This window comes from Tautonia rosea (genome assembly GCF_012958305.1).
Lineage (GTDB): Bacteria > Planctomycetota > Planctomycetia > Isosphaerales > Isosphaeraceae > Tautonia > Tautonia rosea.
This window is the reverse complement of the sequence record NZ_JABBYO010000021.1, coordinates 1-18,848: the sequence shown is the minus strand read 5'-3', so window position 1 is coordinate 18,848 and position 18,848 is coordinate 1. Positions and strand designations below refer to the sequence as shown.

Genomic DNA, 18,848 nt, shown 5'->3' with positions numbered 1-18,848 from the left:
TCTTCCTCCCTCTCCCCGCCCGGCGGGGAGAGGGTCGGGGTGAGGGCCTCCTCGTCATTCCATGAACGATCCCCGAAATCGCCTGACGAACTCGGGGCGAAGGTCCTCCGTCCTGCCCCATCCCCCGCAGCCGATCGCCTCGCGCCCGTTCCCGACATCGCTTCGACGTGCTACGATGAGGCTCTCTCGGAATCCAGGTCCAACCTGACGAGCCGCCCCATCGAGTCGAGGGACCGCGATGCTTCTCCCACACTGTCGATCCTTCCCCGCCCTGATCGTCCTCCTTGCCCTGGCCACCTCGGCTGCCGCCCAGACGCCCAACCAGCCGCGGATCACCCCCGGCCCGAACGAGCCGGACTGGGTCGCGATTCTCAAGGGGATCTACGGGCTCGATATGTTCGACGACCTGCTCAACCCCGTCGAGACGACCCCCGACGCCACCCCCGGTCTCTTCCGCAAGGCCGGCGACGGCCCGGTTTCCTACACGCCGATCCTTGCCCTCGGTCTCGTCACCGTCAACCGAGGCGGCATCTACGTTCCCGGCGCCGAGCCCGGCCAGCCGACCAAGCGGGAACTCTGGGCCTACGAGTACAAGCACGAAGGCCGCGACCTGGAACGCTGGGAGAACATCCCCCCTCCCCTCCTCGACGGCTCAACCGTTTCGATCGACCCCGGCGACCGCGTCTTCGGCTTCTGGCTCTCCAACGACGGACTTAACGACGGCGGTGTCTTTACCCAGCCCGCCGAGGTCCGCGCCATCAACGATCGCCTGGCCGAGCAACCGTACAAGGCCATGATCTACCCCTACGTCGATCCCGAGACCGGCGAAAAGGTCCCCAACAGCTATCTGATCGGCTGGGAATACTCGACCAACGACGACTTTCAGGATGTCGTCTGCCGCGTCGACAACGTCGTCTTGATCGAGAACGGGAAGTAATGACCGTGCCTGCAATCGTTGCTCGTCACCTCAACGATGGCCAATGGGTTCGTCTGACCTGCGACGGCCCGAAGATCGCCTCGGTCGAAGCCGCTGACGGTCCCGAGGCGATCGGCCCCGACGACCCCTGGATCGCCCCCGCCCTCTGGGATATTCAGACCAACGGCCGCCTCGGCGTCTCGTTCTCCGACCCGACCCTGACCGTCGCGCAGGTCCACGAGATCGTCCTCGCGCAGGATGCCGACGGCTCATCCCGCATCTGCCCGACCCTCATCACGGCCCCCGCCGACGACATGCGGCACGGCGTCGCCACCATCGCCGAAGCCTGCGAGGCCGACCCCCAGGTCGCCCACCGCGTCGCCGGCATCCACCTCGAAGGCCCCTTCCTCTCCCCCGACGACGGCTACCGCGGCGCCCACCCGATCGAGGCCATCCGCGACCCCGATTGGCCCCTGTTCCAGCAGCTCCAGGAGGCCAGCGGCGGCCGCGTCACCCTCCTCACCCTCGCCCCGGAGCGGCCGGGCGCGCTTGACCTGATCAAACGGGTCGCCGATTCGGGAGTCACGGTGGCCCTCGGCCACTCCGCCGCCGATCCCGAAACAATCCGCCGCGCCGCCGATGCCGGGGCTCGCCTCAGCACCCACCTGGGCAACGGCATCGTCGCCCAGCTCCCGAGGCATCCGAACCCGATCTGGACCCAGGCCGCCGAGGACCGCCTCTGCGCCTCGCTCATCGCCGACGGCCACCACCTCGACGACGACGTGATCCGCGTCCTCGTTCGCGCCAAGACTCCCGAGCGGATCATCCTGGTCAGCGACGCCAGCCCCCTGGCCGGCCTGCCGCCGGGCACCTACGGCCGCTGGGCCGTCGAGGCGTCGGGCCGGGTCGTCGTGGCCGGAACACCGTACCTGGCCGGAGCGAATCGACCCTTACCCATCGGCATCGACCGCCTGATGCAGGCCGCCGGCCTCTCGGCGATCGAGGCGATCGCCTGCGCCTCGACTCGACCGGCCCGGTTGATCGGCCATCCCGAACCGGTCCTCGCCCCCGGCGCCCCGGCCGATCTCATCCGCTTCACCTTGCCCGGCGGCCGATTCCGGTTGATCGAAACCCTCGTGGCCGGCCAGTCCTCGCCGGCTGCTCCAGAAACCTGCCCGACCGACGACCATCACGCCCGGGGCTGACCGGATCGGCTCCTCCTCGGCGACAAAGGGAACCCTTCATGTTCGGCATCCCGAGCCCGACCCGATTCGACCTGAACTTCCGGCTCTTCGGCATCCCGATCCGCGTCTCGCCGTTCTTCTGGCTCATTGCGGCCATCATCGGCATGCGATTCGGCGGGGAAACCGCTCCCGAAAACACCCTGATCATCGCCGCCTGCGTCTTCCTCTCGGTCCTGGTCCACGAACTCGGCCACGGCCTGACAGCGAAGCTTGGCGGCGAGCAACCCTGGATCGTCTTGCACGGCTTCGGCGGTGTCTGCGCCTCAGATCGTGAGCAACGCGGCTTTGGCGCCCGCCTGCTTGTCACCTTGATGGGGCCGGTCGCCGGGTTCCTCCTCGCCATCGCGGCCGTCATCCTCTGGGCGATCCTCGTCACCTCCGGCGTCTCCCTCGGCCCCGAGGCCGAGCTGGCGCTTTCCACCCTGTTACTGTTGAACATCCTTTACAGCGTCTTCAACCTGATTCCCATCTGGCCGCTCGACGGTGGGCAGCTCATGATGACGCTCTTCGATCGCGTCAGTCCTCGCAACGGAGCCCGCCGGGCGCACATCGTCTCGTTCCTCGCCGCGGGCACCGGCGCGGCCCTCGCGGCCATCTGGGCGCAGTGGCTCATCCTCACCCTCCTGCTCGGCTATCTCGCGTTCACGAACTATGTCCTGCTCTCCCATCATCACCGCATGATCATGGCCGAACGCGAAGGATAATCCATCCCCTTCGAGGGAATCCCCCGGAGCCCCCTGGCGTGCCCGATCCGACCGACGACGCCGACGACCCGATCGCCGCTCTGCACCGCGCCGTCGATCGCGCCACGGCCCCGCTCGACGCCCTGCACCGCGACCGGCTCCAATGCCGCCTCGGCTGTGCCTCGTGCTGCGTCGACGACCTGACCGTCTTCCCGGTCGAGGCCGATCGGATCCGTCGGCATCATGCCCGCTTGCTCGCGACCGAGGCCCCCCATCCCGAAGGGGCCTGCGCCTTCCTCGACGATCAGGGGGCGTGCCGCATCTACGACCATCGCCCCTACGTCTGCCGGACCCAGGGCTACCCCCTCCGCTGGCTCGACGAGGCCGACGACGGCGATTCCCTCATCGAGCTCCGCGACATCTGCCCCCTGAACGACGACACCGGCCCCCCCATCGAGGACCTTCCTGCCGATGCCTGCTGGACCCTCGGCCCGTTCGAGGAGCAGCTCGCTCACCTTCAGCACCAAACCCACGGCGAGGTTTCCGCCCGCGTCCGCATCCGCCTCCGAGACCTGTTCGCCCGTTCGTCGGCCGGCTGAGCGCGCACGCGCAACCGTGATCGGCCACCCTCTCCCCCGGCTCGGGAGAGGGGGCCGCGACAGGCAAACGCGAACCGCCCGAATTCTCAGCAGATCTCAACCAGGGCGATGTCGAACGTCAAATCCTTGCCCGCAAGCGGGTGGTTGGCGTCGAGCGTGACCGAGCCGTCCGAGAGGCTCGACACGGTGACGACGGCCGTCTGGCTGCCGTTGGTCATTTGCAATTGCTGGCCGATCTGCGGGTCGAGGTCGTCTGGGAACTGGGTGCGGGGAACGTCAAAGACCAGCTCCTCCCGATGGGCGCCGTAGGCCCGATCGGAGGGGATCGTCACCGTGGTCTCCTGCCCTGGCTCCATGCCGGTGACGGCCTCCTCGAAGCCGGGAATCACCTGGCTTTCGCCGATCGTGAATTCGAGCGGCTGCCGGCCGTCCGAGCTGTCAAAAACGGTGCCATCGGCCAGCCGGCCGGTGTAGTGGATGCGGACCGTGTTGCCGGTTTGGGCCTGGGCCATGACAAAGCTCCCGTGGTTCGAGTCGCGGAGTACCCTGCGCCTCGGGACGCAGAGCCGAACCTCCACCGATAACGGATTGCGACCCCCGCTGCAAACCCCAATTGCCCCGATCGGCCGTCACGGCTGGGGGGTCCACCACCCGTTGAGCGTCTCCATCATCTGCCCGACACGGTCGGTTTGCCCGTCGGCCAGGTTCCGCAGTTCGGCCGGATCGGCGTCGAGTTGATACAGCTCGGGACCGTCAAGATCGCTCAGATCGGTCGGGACGATCAGCTTCCACGAGCCGTCGATCACCCACCGCTCGCGCAGGTTCGCGGCCGGCTCCTCCAGGTCGATGGCATTGTGTTCATAGTTCGAGCCAAAAATCGTCTGACGACGGCCAACGGCCTCCGAATCGAGCAGGTTGATCCCCGGCATCGCCTCGGTCGGCTCCAGGCCGACGGCCTTGAGAATCGTCGGGGCCAGGTCCACCGAGCTGGCCAGCTCGTGCGAGCATCGCGGTTCGACCCGGCCCGGCCATCGGACCATGATCGGCGTACGCAGGCCGGTGTCGTACGGCGACCGCTTCGACCGAATAAAGCCGGGCCCCTCAGGGTCCTGGGTCCAGCCGTTGTCCGTGACGTAGAGCACAATCGTATCCTCGGCCAGCCCTTCCTCGTCGATTAGGTCGAGCAGCGTGCCGCACGTCTCATCAAACCATTCAATCATGGCCCAGTAGCGGGCGATTGAGGGACTCGGGGCGATGTTCGTGTAGCGCTGCAGGAACCGCTCGGGCGGGTTGTGCGGCGAGTGAGGCAAAAATGGGGCGTACCAGACGAAAAAGGGGCGGTCCTGTTCCTTCGCCTCGGCGAGGAACGACTCGATCGGCTCCATCGTTTCCCGGCCGATCACCAGCCCGTCATCCCCGTGCCGCTGCCCCTGGGTCATGCCGTGGGTGAATCCCCCCCGAGAGTAATGCCCTTGCCACCACTTGCCCGTTTGAAGGCTCAGGTAATCCCGCTCGGCCAGCATCCTCGGCAGTGTGGGAACGGCTTCCATGTGCCGGTTCATCACCTCGCGACCCTCATTGAAGAAGGACGATCGGTAGAACTGGGCGTTGGTCATCCCTTCCGGCACCGGCGGATCGTTGCTCGTGATCTTGTTCTGATGGGGAAAGAGGCCGGTGATGATGCTCGCCAGGCTCGGGCAGCAGAGGCTCGACGGCACATACCCCCGGCTGAAGGTCAGGCTCTCGCCCGCCAGCCGATCCAGGTTGGGGGTCCGCACGTACGGGTGCCCCATGAAGCCGTAATCGGTCCAGGCATGATCATCCGAGATAATCATCACCACATTCGGCGGCTTCGCGTTCGGTTCGTCGGCCTGAGCCGGGCCGAGGCCCAGCGTCAGGGCTGCCGCCATGAGCGCACCAGGAACGATGAGCCTTCGAAGTTTCGCAACCATCATCAGAGGGACCTCTCTCGAACGAAGTGGCACGACGCGATGCGTGGCCTTTACCTTAACGGTCCCCTCCGCCAATCCCAAGAGCCCACCGAAGCCGAAGACCGTCCCGTCCGAGGTGCCTCAGGCTCCCGGCTCGGCCGCTGGGCCGAACAGCTCGGCCAACGGCAGCACAAACCCTGGCAAGACCGCGCCCCCGTCCAGCCGGTCGGCGCGGCCGAGAATCCGAACAGATGAGACCGAATCGTAAACGTAAATCTGTTCCACGCTCGGATACACGATCCAGACGAGCTGCGCCCCGGCGGCGAAGTACTCGTGGAGCTTGTCCATCAGATCGGCCGCCCCGTCTCCGGGGCTGACGACCTCGGCGGCGATTTCGGGGGTCGCAGGCATCGCGATCCCTCGTCCGAGTCGCTTGCCCCTCGGCCATCGATCAAAACTGATGAAGGCCGCATCAGGCCGACGACTCCGATTCACCGCCGGACTCAGATCAAAGAGGATTTCCGTGAGTGCTCGACCCACCTGATGCTGAGCGAGGAACGCATCAAGAAATCGCTTGAGCTCGTTTGCAAGCAATCCTTCGTCGAGACCCATCGGCGGAACCTCCACCACCACTCCGTCAATGACCTCAAACAGGTCCGGCAGCGTCATCTCCGGGGTGTGCAGTTCCTCATCGGAGAGAATCGTGGGCGCGTCGTGGGTAATGCTCGCCATTGCTCGTCCCTCCAAAGAGAAAAAAAACGGGTGGAACGGTTGCTCCCGGACCGATCAGGTCCTCGCCTCCACCTCCGCCCGTCCTGATTCCCGCCTGGCCAGCGCCGCGGCGATGAAGTCGTGGAACAACGGGTGCGATCGCGTCGGCTTCGAGCGGAACTCGGGGTGGAACTGCACGGCGAGGAACCACGGGTGGTCCGGAATCTCGATGATCTCCACCAGCGACCCGTCCGGGCTGGTCCCGGTCGGAATCAACCCGGTGTCTTCCATGTGCATCCGATAACCGTTGTTGAACTCGTAGCGGTGCCGGTGCCGCTCCCAGACCTCATCCGTGCCGTAGGCTCGATGGGCAATGCTCCCCGGTCGCAAGACGCATTTCTGCGTCCCGAGCCGCATCGTGCCGCCCCGCTCGCGCACCACGCGCTGACCTTCCATCAGGGCAATCACCGGATGCGGGGTCATCTTGTCGAACTCGGTGCTGTTGGCCCCTTCCAGGCCCAGCACGTTGCGGGCAAACTCGATCGTCGCGCACTGCATCCCCAGGCAAATCCCAAAAAACGGAATCTTCTTGCTCCTTGCGTACTTGATCGCCTCAACCTTCCCTTCCACTCCTCTCATCCCGAACCCGCCCGGAATCAGAATCCCATCAACCCCCGCCAGCAAGGCCCCCGGGTCCCCCTGGCTCAGTTCCTCCGACTCGATCCGACGCACCACCACCCGCGCCCGATGCGCGATCCCCGCATGATCGAGCGATTCATACACCGACTTGTATGAATCCCGATGCTTGATGTACTTCCCTACCACCGCGATCGTCACCTCGGCGTCCGGGTGCTTGATCCGCTCAACCAGGTCGCGCCAGTCATCGATTTCCAGCGGATTCGCCTTCAGGTTCAGCTTCTTGACGATCAGGTCGTCCAGCCCGTTGCCCACCAGGCTCAACGGCACCTCATAGATGCTGAACTCCCGGTCGCGCTCCTCGATCACCGCCTTCGGCTCGACGTTGCAGAAGAGCGCGATCTTCTGCTTCATGTCCTCGCTCATCGAATGCTCGGTTCTGCAAATGAGCACGTCCGGCTGAATGCCGATCTGCCGCAATGCCGTCACCGAGTGCTGCGTCGGCTTCGTCTTCAGCTCTCCGGCGGCCTTCAAATACGGCACAAGCGTCAAATGAATGAACAGGCAATTTTCCTTCCCCACGTCCAGCGGAAACTGCCGGATCGCCTCCAAAAACGGCAACCCCTCGATGTCGCCCACCGTGCCGCCGATCTCCGTGATCACCACGTCCACGTCGTCATCCGCCAGCCTCAGCACCGCCGCCTTGATCTCGTCGGTGATGTGCGGGATCACCTGCACAGTGTTCCCCTCGTAGTGCTTCCCCTCGCGCTCCTTCTGGATCACCGACAGATAAATCTTCCCCGTCGTGTAGTTGCAATCCTTGGTCAACGGCGCATCGGTAAACCGCTCATAATGCCCCAGGTCCAGGTCGCACTCCGACCCGTCGTCGAGCACATACACCTCGCCGTGCTGATACGGGCTCATCGTCCCCGGATCGACATTGATGTACGGGTCGAACTTCTGCAACCGAACCCTCAGCCCCCGATGCTCCAGCAGCATCCCGATCGACGCGCACGTCAACCCCTTGCCCAGCGAGCTCACCACGCCGCCCGTCACGAAAATATGCTTTGCCATTCCGTTTCCCGTTCCCCGCCGAGCCTTCCCCGGCGCCCCGATGGCCCCCTGACGCCTTCAAAACCAACAGTATACCATCCCCGCCCGATCCTCGACCGCACGGCACGGAACGTTTTGCAAGACCATTGCACCGTCTTGGTGTCGGCCTTTCTCGTAGACTGCGGAAGACTCGCGAATCCTCCTAGGAATCGCAATCAGTCTATTCGATCCGTCGATGCGGCATTTGAGAGCGTTTGCTCCAAGAGAGCCCGAATGAATTCGGTTGCCTCTCCAAGAGCCATCGGTTTCTCAGGAGGATCGAACTTACCCCCAGCATGGCGAGCGTCTTTACCTGCGGTCTCGGCGCAATTTGCAGAGTGAGTAAATCGAGATCGCTCTTGTTTTGAACAAAATCCGATATGGTCCATCTTCTGTCCCAGATAAGTCTCAAGTTCCTCAAGGATTCGATAGAGCCTTGGCCAAGTTCGTATCTGGTCACCCCAAAGATGCAGACCAGTTCTTAGATGATGGTTCGAACTGGCAGCATTGATAAGTTGTTGACCCCTGGTCTGTGTAAGCGTTTCCTCGGCTTGACCAACCCCTCGAACCGCCAAGTGGTGTAATTTGGCTCGGCTTTCAATGAATGGAGTGAAGATAAATTGATTTCGTTTGCCGTCGTCCGTTTCTCGAATGATTGCCACGATTTCTGGCCGTTTATGCGCAGGCCATAACAGAGAAATGACGGCTGAATATTCATCGACGATTTGCAACGCGGTTTCCTGTACCTCAATCGCTTCGCTACAACGTTCTAACCTCGATCCTGTAAGGAAAACCTTGTCATCTTCTTCGAACGCGTAAATTTCCCCTTCTGGGAACCAATAAGGAAATTCCTCGAGATCCCTATGCTCTCCTACAAGCTGGATTAGCCAACGACCCATGTATGCTCTGCCTCCCTTGGCCGATTTTTCACGCCGACGCCGCATCCAGCGGGCTCCGCCAGATCGGCTGACGAGGAAACAGAATGCGGGCCGAGTCGAGCGCCGTGGCGGTCGAGGCCTGCATGCCGGGGTCTTCGGCGAGCAAGCTGTCGGGATCGGTGTGGCCCATGACCAGCCGCACGAAGGCGTCGCCGGTCAGGGTCAGGTGGCGGCGGCCGAGGCGGTCGGGATCGATTGAGGTGCGCGATTTGGCCGGCTCAATGTGCAGCAGGTAGCGGCGGTCGTCGACCGTCAGGCCCAGCTCGACCGGCGAGGCGTTCGAGGCGGCCACCCGCTTCGACAGTTCGGGCAAGATCGTCCTCAGAAAGCGCTCGGGATCGGGAATGTGGTACATCGAGGCGTTCCCTTCCAGCTCGTCCACATCAAGGATCGTCCCCTTGATCTGGCGGAAGGTGCTGATGACCGGATGGTTCAGCGGCGCATGCACCACCACCTCCGGATAGGCCCGTTCCAGGGCCTCCGATCGAACCCGCCCAAGCAAGGCCGGAAGCGCCTCCGGCCGATCGGGATCGACGGCCAGCTCCAGAATCTTGTGATCCTTTACAAAGGCGTAGCCGTGAACCTTCTCGCCGAGGCAGGCCACCCAGATCACATGGGCGTACTTTCGGCCGATGATCCAGCGCCAGTATTCCTCGGTCCGGACGATCGAGCCCGTCGTCTGGCCGTAGTTGCGGTCGTAAAGCTCCATCAGGTCCCCCAGCTCGACCTGCCTCCAGGGCCGGACGTGCCACGGACCAGGCTGGCCTTCGGCCGCGGCGTCCCCGCCGATCGGCAAGGTCCGGCTGGGGGCCTTGGCCAGGGTCTGCTTACCGCACAGTCCCCAGCCGATCGGCCGGTAGAAGCGGGGCATCGCCGTCGTCAGGGCCATCAAGACCGCCCCCGAGGCTTTGGCGCGGGTATCGGCCAGCCGGAGCAGTTCCTGGGCGTAGCCCTGCCCCCGGTATTCCGGCAAGGTGCCGACCCACATCACGCCATTCATGGCCAGCGCGACCGATCCGTAGCGGACAATCCGCTCGGTCAGGTGCGCATGACTCGCCACCTTCCCATCCACCCGAGCCAGCAAGCGCTGCTCGGGCTTGTAAGACGGATCGCTGAGCGAGCCGAGGAACGCCTCGCGGTCCGGCCCGTGAAAGACATGCAACAGGGTTTGATAGATGGCCTCGTGATCGGCCTCGCTCCCCTGGCAGAATTCCACGGGGCCGCGACGGACGGGCAATCGCGAGCTGGACGGGGACTCTTTCATCAGCGAACGCACCAGAAGGCCGCCGGCTCGCGGCGGCTCGGGCTGAACAGTCCGGACCCGCGGCCCGAGCCGATCATCCGGCAGGCCGCGGCACGACCGAATGCCCTATTGTAGGGGACCAACCGGCCCTCCGCCTCGGGCGAGCGGCGAAAATTTCCGGCAATTCTGCCGGACCTTACGTCGAAGCCACCCGAGAGGCCCCTTTCAAGGCCGATCGGAGCCGATCCGAGGGGTGGAGAACCGCCGCATACTCCCGACTCCGGGCCAGCGCATTGCGTGCCAGGCCCGTCCGCAATCGCTCGGCCTGCCGTTGCAGGTCGCCCCGCTCGGCCGACACAAACGGCTCAAGTGCCCGGTTGGCCTCTCGAATCGCGAAGTACCGCGCGATCCGATCACGCCTCGACCCGGTCGGGCCGTCCACCGCCGATTGCTTCGCCAGAACCGCCGACCGGGCCGCCTCGGGCATCGGATCGGTCAGGTGGCGGTCGGGATTGAACGTCAAATCACGAATCTGGGCCTCGACCCTCCGAAGCTCCTCGGCCGAGGCCGGATCATCGGGCAATCCCGGCCAGAGGGTCAGCGACAGGGTCAGGAATCCGGGGGGCTCGATCCCGAAGACGCCCCGGAAGACCTCGTCTCCCAGCTCGTCGTACTTCGCCCCCCCAATCCCGTGCAGGAACAGGTCCCCCAGCAAGGCCCGGGCGAACATCGTGGTCGTCAAAGCCCGAGTCCGCAAGCGGACGCCCTGGGCCGGCAGCTCCCGAAGCCGTTCGACCGCGCAACAAGCATCCCGATCGGGACCGAGTGGCAGCTCGCAGAACGGCTCATCCTCTCCGGCGATCCGAAGCTCCATCCGGGTCGAATCGACCTGTCGGGCCAGCAACGGATGACGCCGAGGCGATTCGCGCCGCCAGATCCAGAACGGAGCCTCGTACCAGTCCCCGTCCTGGGTCAGCTCGGGCACCGGATGGTTCCGGCTCCGAATCCCGTGCGCCTTGCGATACCGCCCCAGCGCCGCGTTGTGCACGCGTCGAAATCGGGGCAAATGGGCCAGCAGATGGCAGGTGAACCAGAGAAACGCCTCCGACTCGCAAACGCGACTCAGCGGAATCTCAGCGTTCCTCACCCCCCATGCCGCTTCCCTCGCCCGCCGCATCGCGGCCAGGCGAAGCCCCAGGCGGTCGGTCGTCCCGGCGGCCTCGATCGCCCTCGGCCAGTCGTGCCGAAGCAACGGATCGTCGATCACGCCCCCCATCAGGGCGAGCGTCCGATCGGCGAAGCTCGCAAAGGCACCTTCGTCCCTGACGGGCAGCTCCTCGTACGGGAACTCCCCCGACCACTCATCGAACGCCACATAACGCGAGAGCAACCGGCCGTTTTCCCGAAACGGCACGCGAACGGCCACCGCCTTCGGAATGTCGTTATCGACGATCAGGTTCAGGCCCAAGCCCCCAACCGCCCCGGCAATCGATGCCGTGGCGAAGTTCTTGACCCAGACCCCCGGATGCGACAGCTCGGGCTGATGCCCGGTCACGATCAACGGCACATTCGGATCACGCCCCGGCTCCGGCAAACCGTCCAGGTCGTCGAGCCCGAAGCGGCGCAGGAACCGTCGCGATTGTTCCAGAATCTCATGCCGTGCCATCGCCCGGAGACGCCCGGCCCGACGCCCCTGGAAGTCATGATCCCACGAGGCAAGCCGCGCTCGGTTGGCGTCGAAAAGACCGGGAGCCTCGGCCAGCGGAGGGTCGGCCAGAACGCCGCCGTCCACCGCCGGAGCCCGAAGGCGACGAGGGGTCATCGTCATCCGCAACACCCCCCGGCCACTTCCAGGCGAGCCTCGCGGAGCGCCTCCTGAAAGACCGATCGGTAATGATTCAGGCGATACTCGGCGTCGTCGAGCGCCCCGCCGAAGGCCCGCGATTCGTCGAGGTAGATCAACGGCACCGGCACCTCAACCACCGTCATTCCGTGCTTGGCCGCCTGCACCCACACCTGAAGCGGCATGGCGTAGCCGTCGTCGGTGATCCGAAATTGCCGTAACGCACTGGCCCGATACGCCTTGAAGCCGCAAAACGCATCCGTCAGCTCAAACCCGAGGCACTCGTTCAGCCACCGGGTCACCTCGACATTGATCTTCCGTCGCTGTTCCGGAGGAACCTGGCTCGGGTCGAAGATCTTCAGATACCGACTGCCCGAAACCAGATCAGCCTCGTCCAGATGACGGGCAATCTCAGGAATCAAGGCCGGCTCGTGCTGACCGTCGCAGTCGAGCGTCACCAGGCCGTCGTAACCCCCGGCCAGGGTCGCCTCGAAGGCGCTTCGAAGCCCGGCGCCATAACCCTGGTTCCGCTCGTGGCGGATCACCTGTACCTCCGGAAACCGGGCCAGTCGCTCCGGCGTGCCGTCGGTCGAGCCGTCATCGACGACCAGCACCTGACCCGGCGCGTGCCGCAAAACCTCGGCCAAAACCGGTTCCAGGTGGGCTTCTTCATTATAAACAGGAATGGCCGTGAGCAGGCGCATGGCGGTAGGTACTCGGGGCCGGTCGGGGTGCGTCGCTCTGGCGTCTTCTGGAAATCACGCAATTCCCGCATTCTAGGCCGGGCGACTCCGAAGTCAACGCAGCCGATCGTTCGGCTCGACTTGACCGACCGCACAACTCGTGCCATCATCCCCCGCCCGATGATCCCGGCCAGGGAAGGCCGCCTCGTCGGGGGATTCCCGCATACCCGAGCGTGCTCCAGGATCGGTCGCGGTTCTCGCCCGATTCCTCCTTGGTTTTGCTCAACTCGCCGCGCCTCCCGCGCCGATGGGGAACCCAAGACGTCATTCGATAAAGCTTCGGCAACCGCTCAGGTTGCCGCAATCGGCTCATTCGACCCCTCGGTCGTCACGGAAAAGGAGTTCCGATGACCTTCGACGAGTGCCACGAGCGGCTGGTCCAGATCCGACGCGGCCAGGGAACCCGCTTCCCGAAGATTCGGATCGACTGCGGCGGCCAGGTCGTTAAGGGCCGCCTCGCCCGGTCCGACAGCGATCCCGAGCACCGCTCCGCCCCGATCGCTCCCCAAGGCGCCCTCGTCCTCGAAGACCTCCACCGTGGCCGAGCCTCTCAAACCGTCGTCGAACTCGACCGGCTCCGCTCGCACGACCTCCACGACCTGACCGACCCCGACTGATCCCTGATCTCCCCACCCTCTCCTCCGCCCTCGGGGGCGAGAGTAGCCGCAAGGCTGCGTAGGGGGGCCGATCCGAAGAACACCAAGCCTTGCGAGCCGGACGAAGACCCCTCTCCCCCCTCGGGGGAGAGGATGGCCGCAAGGCCGGGTGAGGGGGCTCTCCGTCAGATCGCCAGGCGTGTCATCCCGGCTAGCGACCCTCTCTTCCGCGTGTTCCACGAGCAAGATCCCCACTGCCTACTGCCTACTGCCTACCGCCTACTTCTCCCCGCACCGTCGCCGGGGCCTCATTCCCCGACTCCTCCCGAACGCTCACCGCGCTGCCGGGCTTCACATGAGACGTCCGCACATAAGCCAGCGCAATCGGCCGTCCCGAGCGTTCCGAAACCGCCGACGAGCCGATCCAGCCCACCTCTTTCTCTCCGGCGAACAACTTCGATCCGCCCGGCGGGGGCGTCTCGGCGTCGATCTCCAGCCCTCGAATCAACCGGTTGACGTGCCCGAGCGCATCGAGTCGGGCCACCGTCTCCTGCCCAAGATAGCATCCCTTCACGAAGCTGATCGCCCGCTCATTCCGGTCGAGTTCCTGCGGCAGGTTCTTCTCGGTCACATCCCGGCCTGAGGCCGGCGTTCCCGCCTCGATTCGAAACGCATCGAACGCCTCGGCCGAGAGCGTCACCAGGCCGATCGGCTCGCCTGCCGCGATCAGGGCCGATCGCACCGCCTCGACATCCTCGATCGCGCCGATCACCGTCACCCCGTCGGCCCCGATCGGCCGTTCCCGGACCACCCGCACCGGACGCCCGGCAATTTCGGCCGTGAGGTGGTCCAGCTCCCCTTCCGGCAAGGTTGCGACCCCGACCGCCGCCATCACCTCCCCCACGAGCGGCCCGGCCAGATGCAGTTCGAAGGTCGAGGCGGTCGCCTCCTCCAGTTCGACCTCTTCCAGCACCCCGTACTTCCTCAAATGAGGCAAGATCGGCGGCAGCCCCTCAGCCTCGGTCCGCAGCAGAATTTCCTCGTCGAGGATCACCAGCGTGATGAACCCCAGCGTCTTCCCCTGCGGACTCGTCACGAACGCCTCGCACCCCGATCCCGAGGTTTTCCGGTTGATGTCGTTGGTCGTCAGGTTATGCAGGAACTTCGCCCGATCGGGCCCGACGACCCGCACTCTGGCCCGTCCTGGCCAGTCGGCCATCACCACCTTCGACTCCAGGGCAACCGCGGCAGGAGTAGGAGAGTTGGGCATCGGTCGAGTCTCGTTCTTGGATCGTCAAAAATTGCCAGGTGGGGGAATTGTCACGTTTTCCAGGTGGAGACACCCAGGGTCGCCACACCCCAGCCGTCCCAACGCTTGAGCCTGTCGCGTGAGGAAATGGGCACTGGCTCGGCGTTCCCGAGGTACCTGTCTCCCCGTTCCAGTCGATCGGAACGATCCGGTCCCATCGCAGCCCGCGCTAATCCTCGACCGCCTGCGCCCGGGTCCGGTCGGCCTGGCTGAGCACCACGCACGACGACGCTCCCCCGGCCAGGCGGCGCGCCTCGTCGGCCGAGCCGAGCGCAATCATCCCCAGGTCGTCCACAAGCTGATCGTCGAGCGCGCTGAGCAAATACAGATCGGCCCAGGCCAATGCCTCGGCAATGGCCAGCGCGGTCAGCGCATCGGGCTCCTTCCGGGCCTCCCGAAGCGCCTTGACGCCCCCCCGAGAGGGGTCATCCAGCGCCATCAGACGTTGCAACGCCGGGCCGGGTGTTCCTGCAACACGCGAGAGCACGGCGATCTTGCCCCCTCGATGAACGAGCGTCATGGCCGTGGCCAGCCCCTTGGCCAGGTCGTCGAGGCTCGTCGGCCGACCGGGAGCGCCAATCCCGGCGATCACCAGCTCGGCCCGGCTTTCGGGGCGGAAGGTCCAGGCGTCGTCCACGGCCTGAATGCCCGCCTCGCGCACCTCGCCGGCCTCGCCGACGAACAACCCGGCGGCTCCCGATCGACCGGGCAAGACCCCCACATGAAAGAGGCTCCCGAGCAGCCACGACACCTCGCCCGACTCCTCCAGAACCGGCCCTCGGTGGCCGACCCCGGCGGGCGCATCCCGTTCACTCTGCTGGGTTTCGGCGTTGCTCAGCCCCGGGAAAATCGTGCTCCAGGGGCCGCGATAGCCAAGCACCTCGTCGAACCCGAGCCCTCCGATCGGCACCACCACGTCGGCCTCGGTCAGAGTCCGGTTCAAATAGATCCGACGCCCGGCCTGGGTGCTGGCCAGATAGGCCATCGTTTGCGTGTTCTCGGAGGCGGGCGCGTGCGTTTCCAGCCGGATCGAGGCCGGCCAATCGTCGCGCTGCGAAGGCGGAATCGGCCCCAGGCTCACCGCTTCAATCGACTCCACCCCCGCCTCGGTCAGCACCTCGCTCACAATCGCGACCAGCCGGGCCACGTCCGGCACGTCCGGGTCGATCGCCAGCGCGACCCGGTCGCCGGGCACGACATTCTGCCTCAGCGGTGGGTAGCCCCTCGGCTCCTCCAGGTCGCGGCGGAAGTGGTCGCGCAAGGCATCACGCGACATCCCCTCTGGGCCGTTCCAGGCGGCGACAAGGCGATCGTCGCTCACATCAAAGGCCACCTGCTCGTCCTGAAACGCGACCGCAACCCGCATCGGAATCATCCCTCAATCCGTGCCCTGCCCTCCCGAGCCGTGATCCAATCACGCCCGGCCCCCCTCATCCTAGGCCCCGCCGATCCCCGCTTCAAGCAAGGCCATCACCGACGCCTCTCCTCGTCCGTTGCCCTCGAACGCGCCTGGATAAAAAAAGAGTGCCGTCGCCTCGCCGGTTGCGGCAAAAGACGACGGCACCCCGGAACACAAACGCAACACCAACCGCCTTGCCCGGTCGGTCACTCCTTGCTCAACGCGACGGCCGGACCCAGAACACCATCACCCCGGGAGGTCCATCGTCGCCTTCCGATTCCTGAACGACCTCGGGCGATCGTCCCGGCATCGGCGGAAGACTCGGCACCCCGTGGCGTTGCGGAGGGACCATCACCCTCGGATCGCTCACGGTTGCCTCAGGATCATGATCGTGCCCCCGATTGGCCAGAAGACGCTCCTGACTCGATCGCAACGGGGCCGCCTCTTCCACGCTCTTGAGGACCAGCCTCCCGGCATCCCCGAACAGCAGCGACGGCGACGCATCGGCCTCCGCCGGCTCGACCACCCGGCAGCGGTCGCCCAGCGATTCCTCAAGCCGGTTGATCAAATTGGTTTGCTCGGTCGGGTTGGCGACCAGCAGGAACAGGTCGGCCGGGGCGTCACCCGACTCCGTCAGATGACCATAGCGGGGGTCGGTTCGGAGCGTGTCGCGGAGCAGCAGGTTCAGCTCCTCGGCCACCTCCTCAGCCGAAACCCCGGCCACCGGCTCGATGACGATGGTCCGCGACCGGTCCAGATCGACCAGATCCAGCAGAAACGCCGCCTGGTCGTCGGGGATCGCCTCGGTAGCCTCGGCCACCACGACCTCAGGGGCCTCGGAAGGCACCTCGGTCTCGCTCGGCTCCGAAGCCGCGCCGTTGGACTCCGCCACGAGCGCGGCCTCCTGCTCGGCCGGCGCGATCGCGCCGGGGTCCACGGCTTCGCCCTGTTCATTGGCCGGGACCATCACCACCACATGTTGCCCCTGACCCCCCCACGGAACCGGCCGGTTCCAGAACAGGGTGACCATCAACAGGGCCGCCAGCGCCAAAATGGTCGACGAGGCAATCGGCTGCAAGGCCCGTCGCCGAGCGTCGGCCCGCTGGATATGCGCCACCACCTCTCCGGAAACGTCCGGCAGGTCGGGCGGTCGGTGAACATTACTCATCAGGCCGTGCAATCGGGCCAGCTCGCCAAGTTCGCGAGCCACCCGAGGATCGGCCTGAGCCGCCTGTTCGACGAGCAAGCGCGACTCGGGGTCAAGCTCGCCATCGACGTAGGCGTGAATCAGGGTGTCGTCAATTGTGGGCATGGAGAACGATGGGGAAGGAAGAATAAGGAAGACGCAAACGCTCAGGCAAACGAAGATGACTGAAGGCGACGACGGCAACGGAGTCGGACCAGAAAAAAATTCGAAAACGGAACGATCCCTCCGCCACAGCATGTCGTTCAGTCCGAGTCGAGCGGCCCCTGGCGAACCGGCGATTCATCCAGGAAGTCCGAAAGCTGATCGCGAAGCTCTTTGCGGGCCCGGTGCAATCGGCTCCGGACGGTGCCGACGGGAATGTCCAGGATCGCGGCGATCTCCTCGTACCGCAGGCCGTCGAACTCCTTCAGGACCACCACGGCCCGGTGGTCGGGTGCCAGCGCGTCCAGGGCGGCCTGGATCATCGCGTCTCGCTCGGCCCGTTCGGCCGGCAAGGTGGGGTCGGATCGCTCGGAAAGGTCCGCCGGGTCAAGCTCGGTCTCCCGATCGACCCACAGCTCCGAGAGCCTCGCCGGCCCCTTCCGACGCCTCCGATGACTCAACGCCAGGTTCACGGCCAGGCGGTACAGCCACGTATAAAAGGAGCTACCCCCCCGAAACCTCCCCAGTTTCCGGTAGGCGCGCAGAAACGACTCTTGCAGCAGGTCCTGGGCGTCCTCCGCCGACCCGGTCAATCTCACCAGGGTCGGATAGAGCCGATCCTGATGCCTCCTGACCAGCTCCCCGAAGGCCTCCGCCGAACCCGCCCGACTCGCCTCGACCAGCTCCTGGTCATCCTCGAACCCGGTCATCGTATCCCCTTCGACGCCCCCCACCCCCCAAAGGTTCCCGCCAACCCTCCCCCCCAATCGACCGACCTGCCAACCCTCCCCCTCCATGATCCTCAATCCCGCCCCCTCCCGATACCCCGCGTCTCCCAGACGCCTCATCGTGCAGCCAGTCCTTCGCGACAGAATTCGAGGCCCGCGCCATCGACGCCCACCGGATCGTGAATTCCCGGGATTTCATGGAAGGGTTTCCCTCCCCGTTCCATGACTCTTGAAGCAGTTCTCCCTCGCGACTGGCACGTCAGGAAATGGGGACTGGCTCCGAGTCTTCGAGGTGCCTGTCCCCCATTTCCGGCAGCGGCGTGTTTGAGCGGTTCCCTCTTCCTTGTTGCGTGTCAGGAAATAGGGACTGGCTCCGAGTCTTCGAGGTGCCTGTCCCTATTTCCGGCAAAGAGCCTCGGCCTTACGATGTCCACTCGATCGTTGCCCGTGTCAGAAAGGGGAAATGGCCCCCATTCGGTCAGGACACCTCTCCCCGTGTTCGCTCGGTCCTACGCTCAGGACAGGCGTCCAAGGTGATACCCTCCTGCGGAGCAATCTTCATGCGCCGGCTCCTTTTGCTCTCCGCCTTGGCCATTGTCGGATGTTCCCCCGAGCGAAACGACAGCCGCTTCATCTCCGGCCAGCGCGTTCAAGTGATGCCGAGCGACGGCCAACGCACCGTTCAGCTCACCGCGAGCGATGGCATCTCTCCCATCGAATCGCAGGATCCAAGGAGTTCGATCCTCACCTGGTACGAGGATGTATCTGTCCTTCGGGACGACGAGCCCGGTGGTGCAGAGCGTCTCGTGGAGGTCGAAATACCTCACTCCAATGATGGACCAAGAAAAGATGCTGAGCGTGTTCGAGGGTTTATTCCGAGAAGAGACTC

18 protein-coding genes are annotated in these 18,848 nt (G+C 65.1%); 6 read left to right on the top strand and 12 right to left on the bottom strand.

Annotated features, from left to right (window positions below; genetic code table 11):
* Nucleotides 1-238: 238 nt before the first annotated feature.
* Genes HG800_RS24675 through HG800_RS24660 form a run of 4 tightly spaced genes read left to right on the top strand, consistent with a single transcriptional unit; the run spans nt 239 to nt 3,442 of the window.
* Nucleotides 239-937: a hypothetical protein gene (locus HG800_RS24675; protein ID WP_169980634.1), complete on the top strand. Its 699-nt coding sequence runs from the start codon at nt 239-241 to the stop codon at nt 935-937.
* A complete protein-coding gene (locus HG800_RS24670) occupies nt 937-2,121 on the top strand; it encodes an N-acetylglucosamine-6-phosphate deacetylase (RefSeq protein ID WP_169980632.1) in 1,185 nt (394 codons plus the stop codon). The genes HG800_RS24675 and HG800_RS24670 overlap by 1 nt, the downstream gene beginning before the upstream one ends.
* 38 nt (nt 2,122-2,159) lie before the next feature.
* Nucleotides 2,160-2,864 (top strand): metalloprotease, encoded by a 705-nt coding sequence (locus tag HG800_RS24665; RefSeq protein ID WP_169980630.1) that lies wholly within the window; start codon nt 2,160-2,162, stop codon nt 2,862-2,864.
* Nucleotides 2,865-2,902: 38 nt separating this feature from the next.
* Nucleotides 2,903-3,442 carry a YkgJ family cysteine cluster protein gene (locus HG800_RS24660; RefSeq protein WP_169980628.1) on the top strand — a complete coding sequence of 180 codons (540 nt, stop codon included), beginning with the start codon at nt 2,903-2,905 and terminating at the stop codon, nt 3,440-3,442.
* Between the two features lie 86 nt (nt 3,443-3,528).
* On the opposite strand, the gene HG800_RS24655 is transcribed toward HG800_RS24660, so the two are convergent.
* The 8 genes from HG800_RS24655 to HG800_RS24620 form a co-directional block, all read right to left on the bottom strand.
* Nucleotides 3,529-3,954 carry an FKBP-type peptidyl-prolyl cis-trans isomerase gene (locus tag HG800_RS24655; RefSeq protein ID WP_169980626.1) on the bottom strand — a complete coding sequence of 142 codons (426 nt, stop codon included), beginning with the start codon at nt 3,952-3,954 and terminating at the stop codon, nt 3,529-3,531.
* 117 nt (nt 3,955-4,071) lie between these two features.
* Nucleotides 4,072-5,397: a sulfatase family protein gene (locus HG800_RS24650; RefSeq protein ID WP_206352443.1), complete on the bottom strand. Its 1,326-nt coding sequence runs from the start codon at nt 5,395-5,397 to the stop codon at nt 4,072-4,074.
* A 117-nt stretch (nt 5,398-5,514) separates the two neighbouring features.
* Nucleotides 5,515-6,105 carry a Uma2 family endonuclease gene (locus tag HG800_RS24645; protein ID WP_169980624.1) on the bottom strand — a complete coding sequence of 197 codons (591 nt, stop codon included), beginning with the start codon at nt 6,103-6,105 and terminating at the stop codon, nt 5,515-5,517.
* A 54-nt stretch (nt 6,106-6,159) separates the two neighbouring features.
* A complete protein-coding gene (locus tag HG800_RS24640; RefSeq protein WP_169980622.1) occupies nt 6,160-7,794 on the bottom strand; it encodes a CTP synthase in 1,635 nt (544 codons plus the stop codon).
* A 194-nt stretch (nt 7,795-7,988) separates the two neighbouring features.
* On the bottom strand, nt 7,989-8,711 hold the full coding sequence (locus tag HG800_RS24635) for a hypothetical protein (protein ID WP_169980620.1): 723 nt from the start codon (nt 8,709-8,711) through the stop codon (nt 7,989-7,991).
* 28 nt (nt 8,712-8,739) lie between these two features.
* A complete protein-coding gene (locus tag HG800_RS24630; protein ID WP_169980618.1) occupies nt 8,740-10,014 on the bottom strand; it encodes a GNAT family N-acetyltransferase in 1,275 nt (424 codons plus the stop codon).
* Nucleotides 10,015-10,189: 175 nt separating this feature from the next.
* Nucleotides 10,190-11,821 carry a hypothetical protein gene (locus HG800_RS24625; RefSeq protein ID WP_169980616.1) on the bottom strand — a complete coding sequence of 544 codons (1,632 nt, stop codon included), beginning with the start codon at nt 11,819-11,821 and terminating at the stop codon, nt 10,190-10,192.
* A complete protein-coding gene (locus HG800_RS24620; RefSeq protein WP_169980614.1) occupies nt 11,818-12,540 on the bottom strand; it encodes a glycosyltransferase family 2 protein in 723 nt (240 codons plus the stop codon). Before HG800_RS24620 ends, HG800_RS24625 begins: the two co-directional genes overlap by 4 nt.
* Before the next feature lie 386 nt (nt 12,541-12,926).
* Between HG800_RS24620 and HG800_RS24615 the strand changes: the two genes are divergently transcribed.
* On the top strand, nt 12,927-13,196 hold the full coding sequence (locus tag HG800_RS24615; protein ID WP_169980612.1) for a hypothetical protein: 270 nt from the start codon (nt 12,927-12,929) through the stop codon (nt 13,194-13,196).
* Between the two features lie 244 nt (nt 13,197-13,440).
* Here the strand turns inward: HG800_RS24615 and ygfZ are convergent, their stop codons facing one another.
* From ygfZ to HG800_RS24595, 4 genes are all read right to left on the bottom strand, one after another.
* A complete protein-coding gene (gene ygfZ / locus HG800_RS24610) occupies nt 13,441-14,445 on the bottom strand; it encodes a CAF17-like 4Fe-4S cluster assembly/insertion protein YgfZ (protein ID WP_169980610.1) in 1,005 nt (334 codons plus the stop codon).
* A gap of 208 nt (nt 14,446-14,653) precedes the next feature.
* Entirely contained in the window at nt 14,654-15,850 is a 1,197-nt protein-coding gene (locus HG800_RS24605) for a lactate racemase domain-containing protein (RefSeq protein WP_169980608.1), read from the bottom strand.
* Between the two features lie 250 nt (nt 15,851-16,100).
* Nucleotides 16,101-17,195: an anti-sigma factor family protein gene (locus HG800_RS24600; protein WP_169980606.1), complete on the bottom strand. Its 1,095-nt coding sequence runs from the start codon at nt 17,193-17,195 to the stop codon at nt 16,101-16,103.
* A gap of 137 nt (nt 17,196-17,332) precedes the next feature.
* The gene (locus tag HG800_RS24595; protein ID WP_235963943.1) at nt 17,333-18,079 is read right to left on the bottom strand and encodes a sigma-70 family RNA polymerase sigma factor; all 747 of its coding nucleotides are present in this window, start codon (nt 18,077-18,079) and stop codon (nt 17,333-17,335) included.
* Between the two features lie 440 nt (nt 18,080-18,519).
* Here HG800_RS24595 and HG800_RS27055 point away from each other — a divergent pair.
* On the top strand, nt 18,520-18,848 hold a 329-nt coding region (locus HG800_RS27055; RefSeq protein ID WP_206352442.1), incomplete at its 3' end, for a hypothetical protein.

What these genes read in the sequence shown, in the direction of transcription:
- ygfZ (WP_169980610.1), bottom strand. Translation starts at nt 14,445, where the DNA reads ATGCCCAACTCTCCTACTCCTGCCGCGGTTGCCCTGGAGTCGAAGGTG.
- HG800_RS24655 (WP_169980626.1), bottom strand. Translation starts at nt 3,954, where the DNA reads ATGGCCCAGGCCCAAACCGGCAACACGGTCCGCATCCACTACACCGGC.
- HG800_RS24645 (WP_169980624.1), bottom strand. Translation starts at nt 6,105, where the DNA reads ATGGCGAGCATTACCCACGACGCGCCCACGATTCTCTCCGATGAGGAA.
- HG800_RS24635 (WP_169980620.1), bottom strand. Translation starts at nt 8,711, where the DNA reads ATGGGTCGTTGGCTAATCCAGCTTGTAGGAGAGCATAGGGATCTCGAG.
- HG800_RS24675 (WP_169980634.1), top strand. Translation starts at nt 239, where the DNA reads ATGCTTCTCCCACACTGTCGATCCTTCCCCGCCCTGATCGTCCTCCTT.
- HG800_RS24665 (WP_169980630.1), top strand. Translation starts at nt 2,160, where the DNA reads ATGTTCGGCATCCCGAGCCCGACCCGATTCGACCTGAACTTCCGGCTC.
- HG800_RS24640 (WP_169980622.1), bottom strand. Translation starts at nt 7,794, where the DNA reads ATGGCAAAGCATATTTTCGTGACGGGCGGCGTGGTGAGCTCGCTGGGC.
- HG800_RS24620 (WP_169980614.1), bottom strand. Translation starts at nt 12,540, where the DNA reads ATGCGCCTGCTCACGGCCATTCCTGTTTATAATGAAGAAGCCCACCTG.
- HG800_RS24670 (WP_169980632.1), top strand. Translation starts at nt 937, where the DNA reads ATGACCGTGCCTGCAATCGTTGCTCGTCACCTCAACGATGGCCAATGG.
- HG800_RS24605 (WP_169980608.1), bottom strand. Translation starts at nt 15,850, where the DNA reads ATGCGGGTTGCGGTCGCGTTTCAGGACGAGCAGGTGGCCTTTGATGTG.
- HG800_RS24615 (WP_169980612.1), top strand. Translation starts at nt 12,927, where the DNA reads ATGACCTTCGACGAGTGCCACGAGCGGCTGGTCCAGATCCGACGCGGC.
- HG800_RS24600 (WP_169980606.1), bottom strand. Translation starts at nt 17,195, where the DNA reads ATGCCCACAATTGACGACACCCTGATTCACGCCTACGTCGATGGCGAG.
- HG800_RS24595 (WP_235963943.1), bottom strand. Translation starts at nt 18,079, where the DNA reads ATGAGGCGTCTGGGAGACGCGGGGTATCGGGAGGGGGCGGGATTGAGG.
- HG800_RS24630 (WP_169980618.1), bottom strand. Translation starts at nt 10,014, where the DNA reads ATGAAAGAGTCCCCGTCCAGCTCGCGATTGCCCGTCCGTCGCGGCCCC.
- HG800_RS24650 (WP_206352443.1), bottom strand. Translation starts at nt 5,397, where the DNA reads ATGATGGTTGCGAAACTTCGAAGGCTCATCGTTCCTGGTGCGCTCATG.
- HG800_RS24625 (WP_169980616.1), bottom strand. Translation starts at nt 11,821, where the DNA reads ATGACGATGACCCCTCGTCGCCTTCGGGCTCCGGCGGTGGACGGCGGC.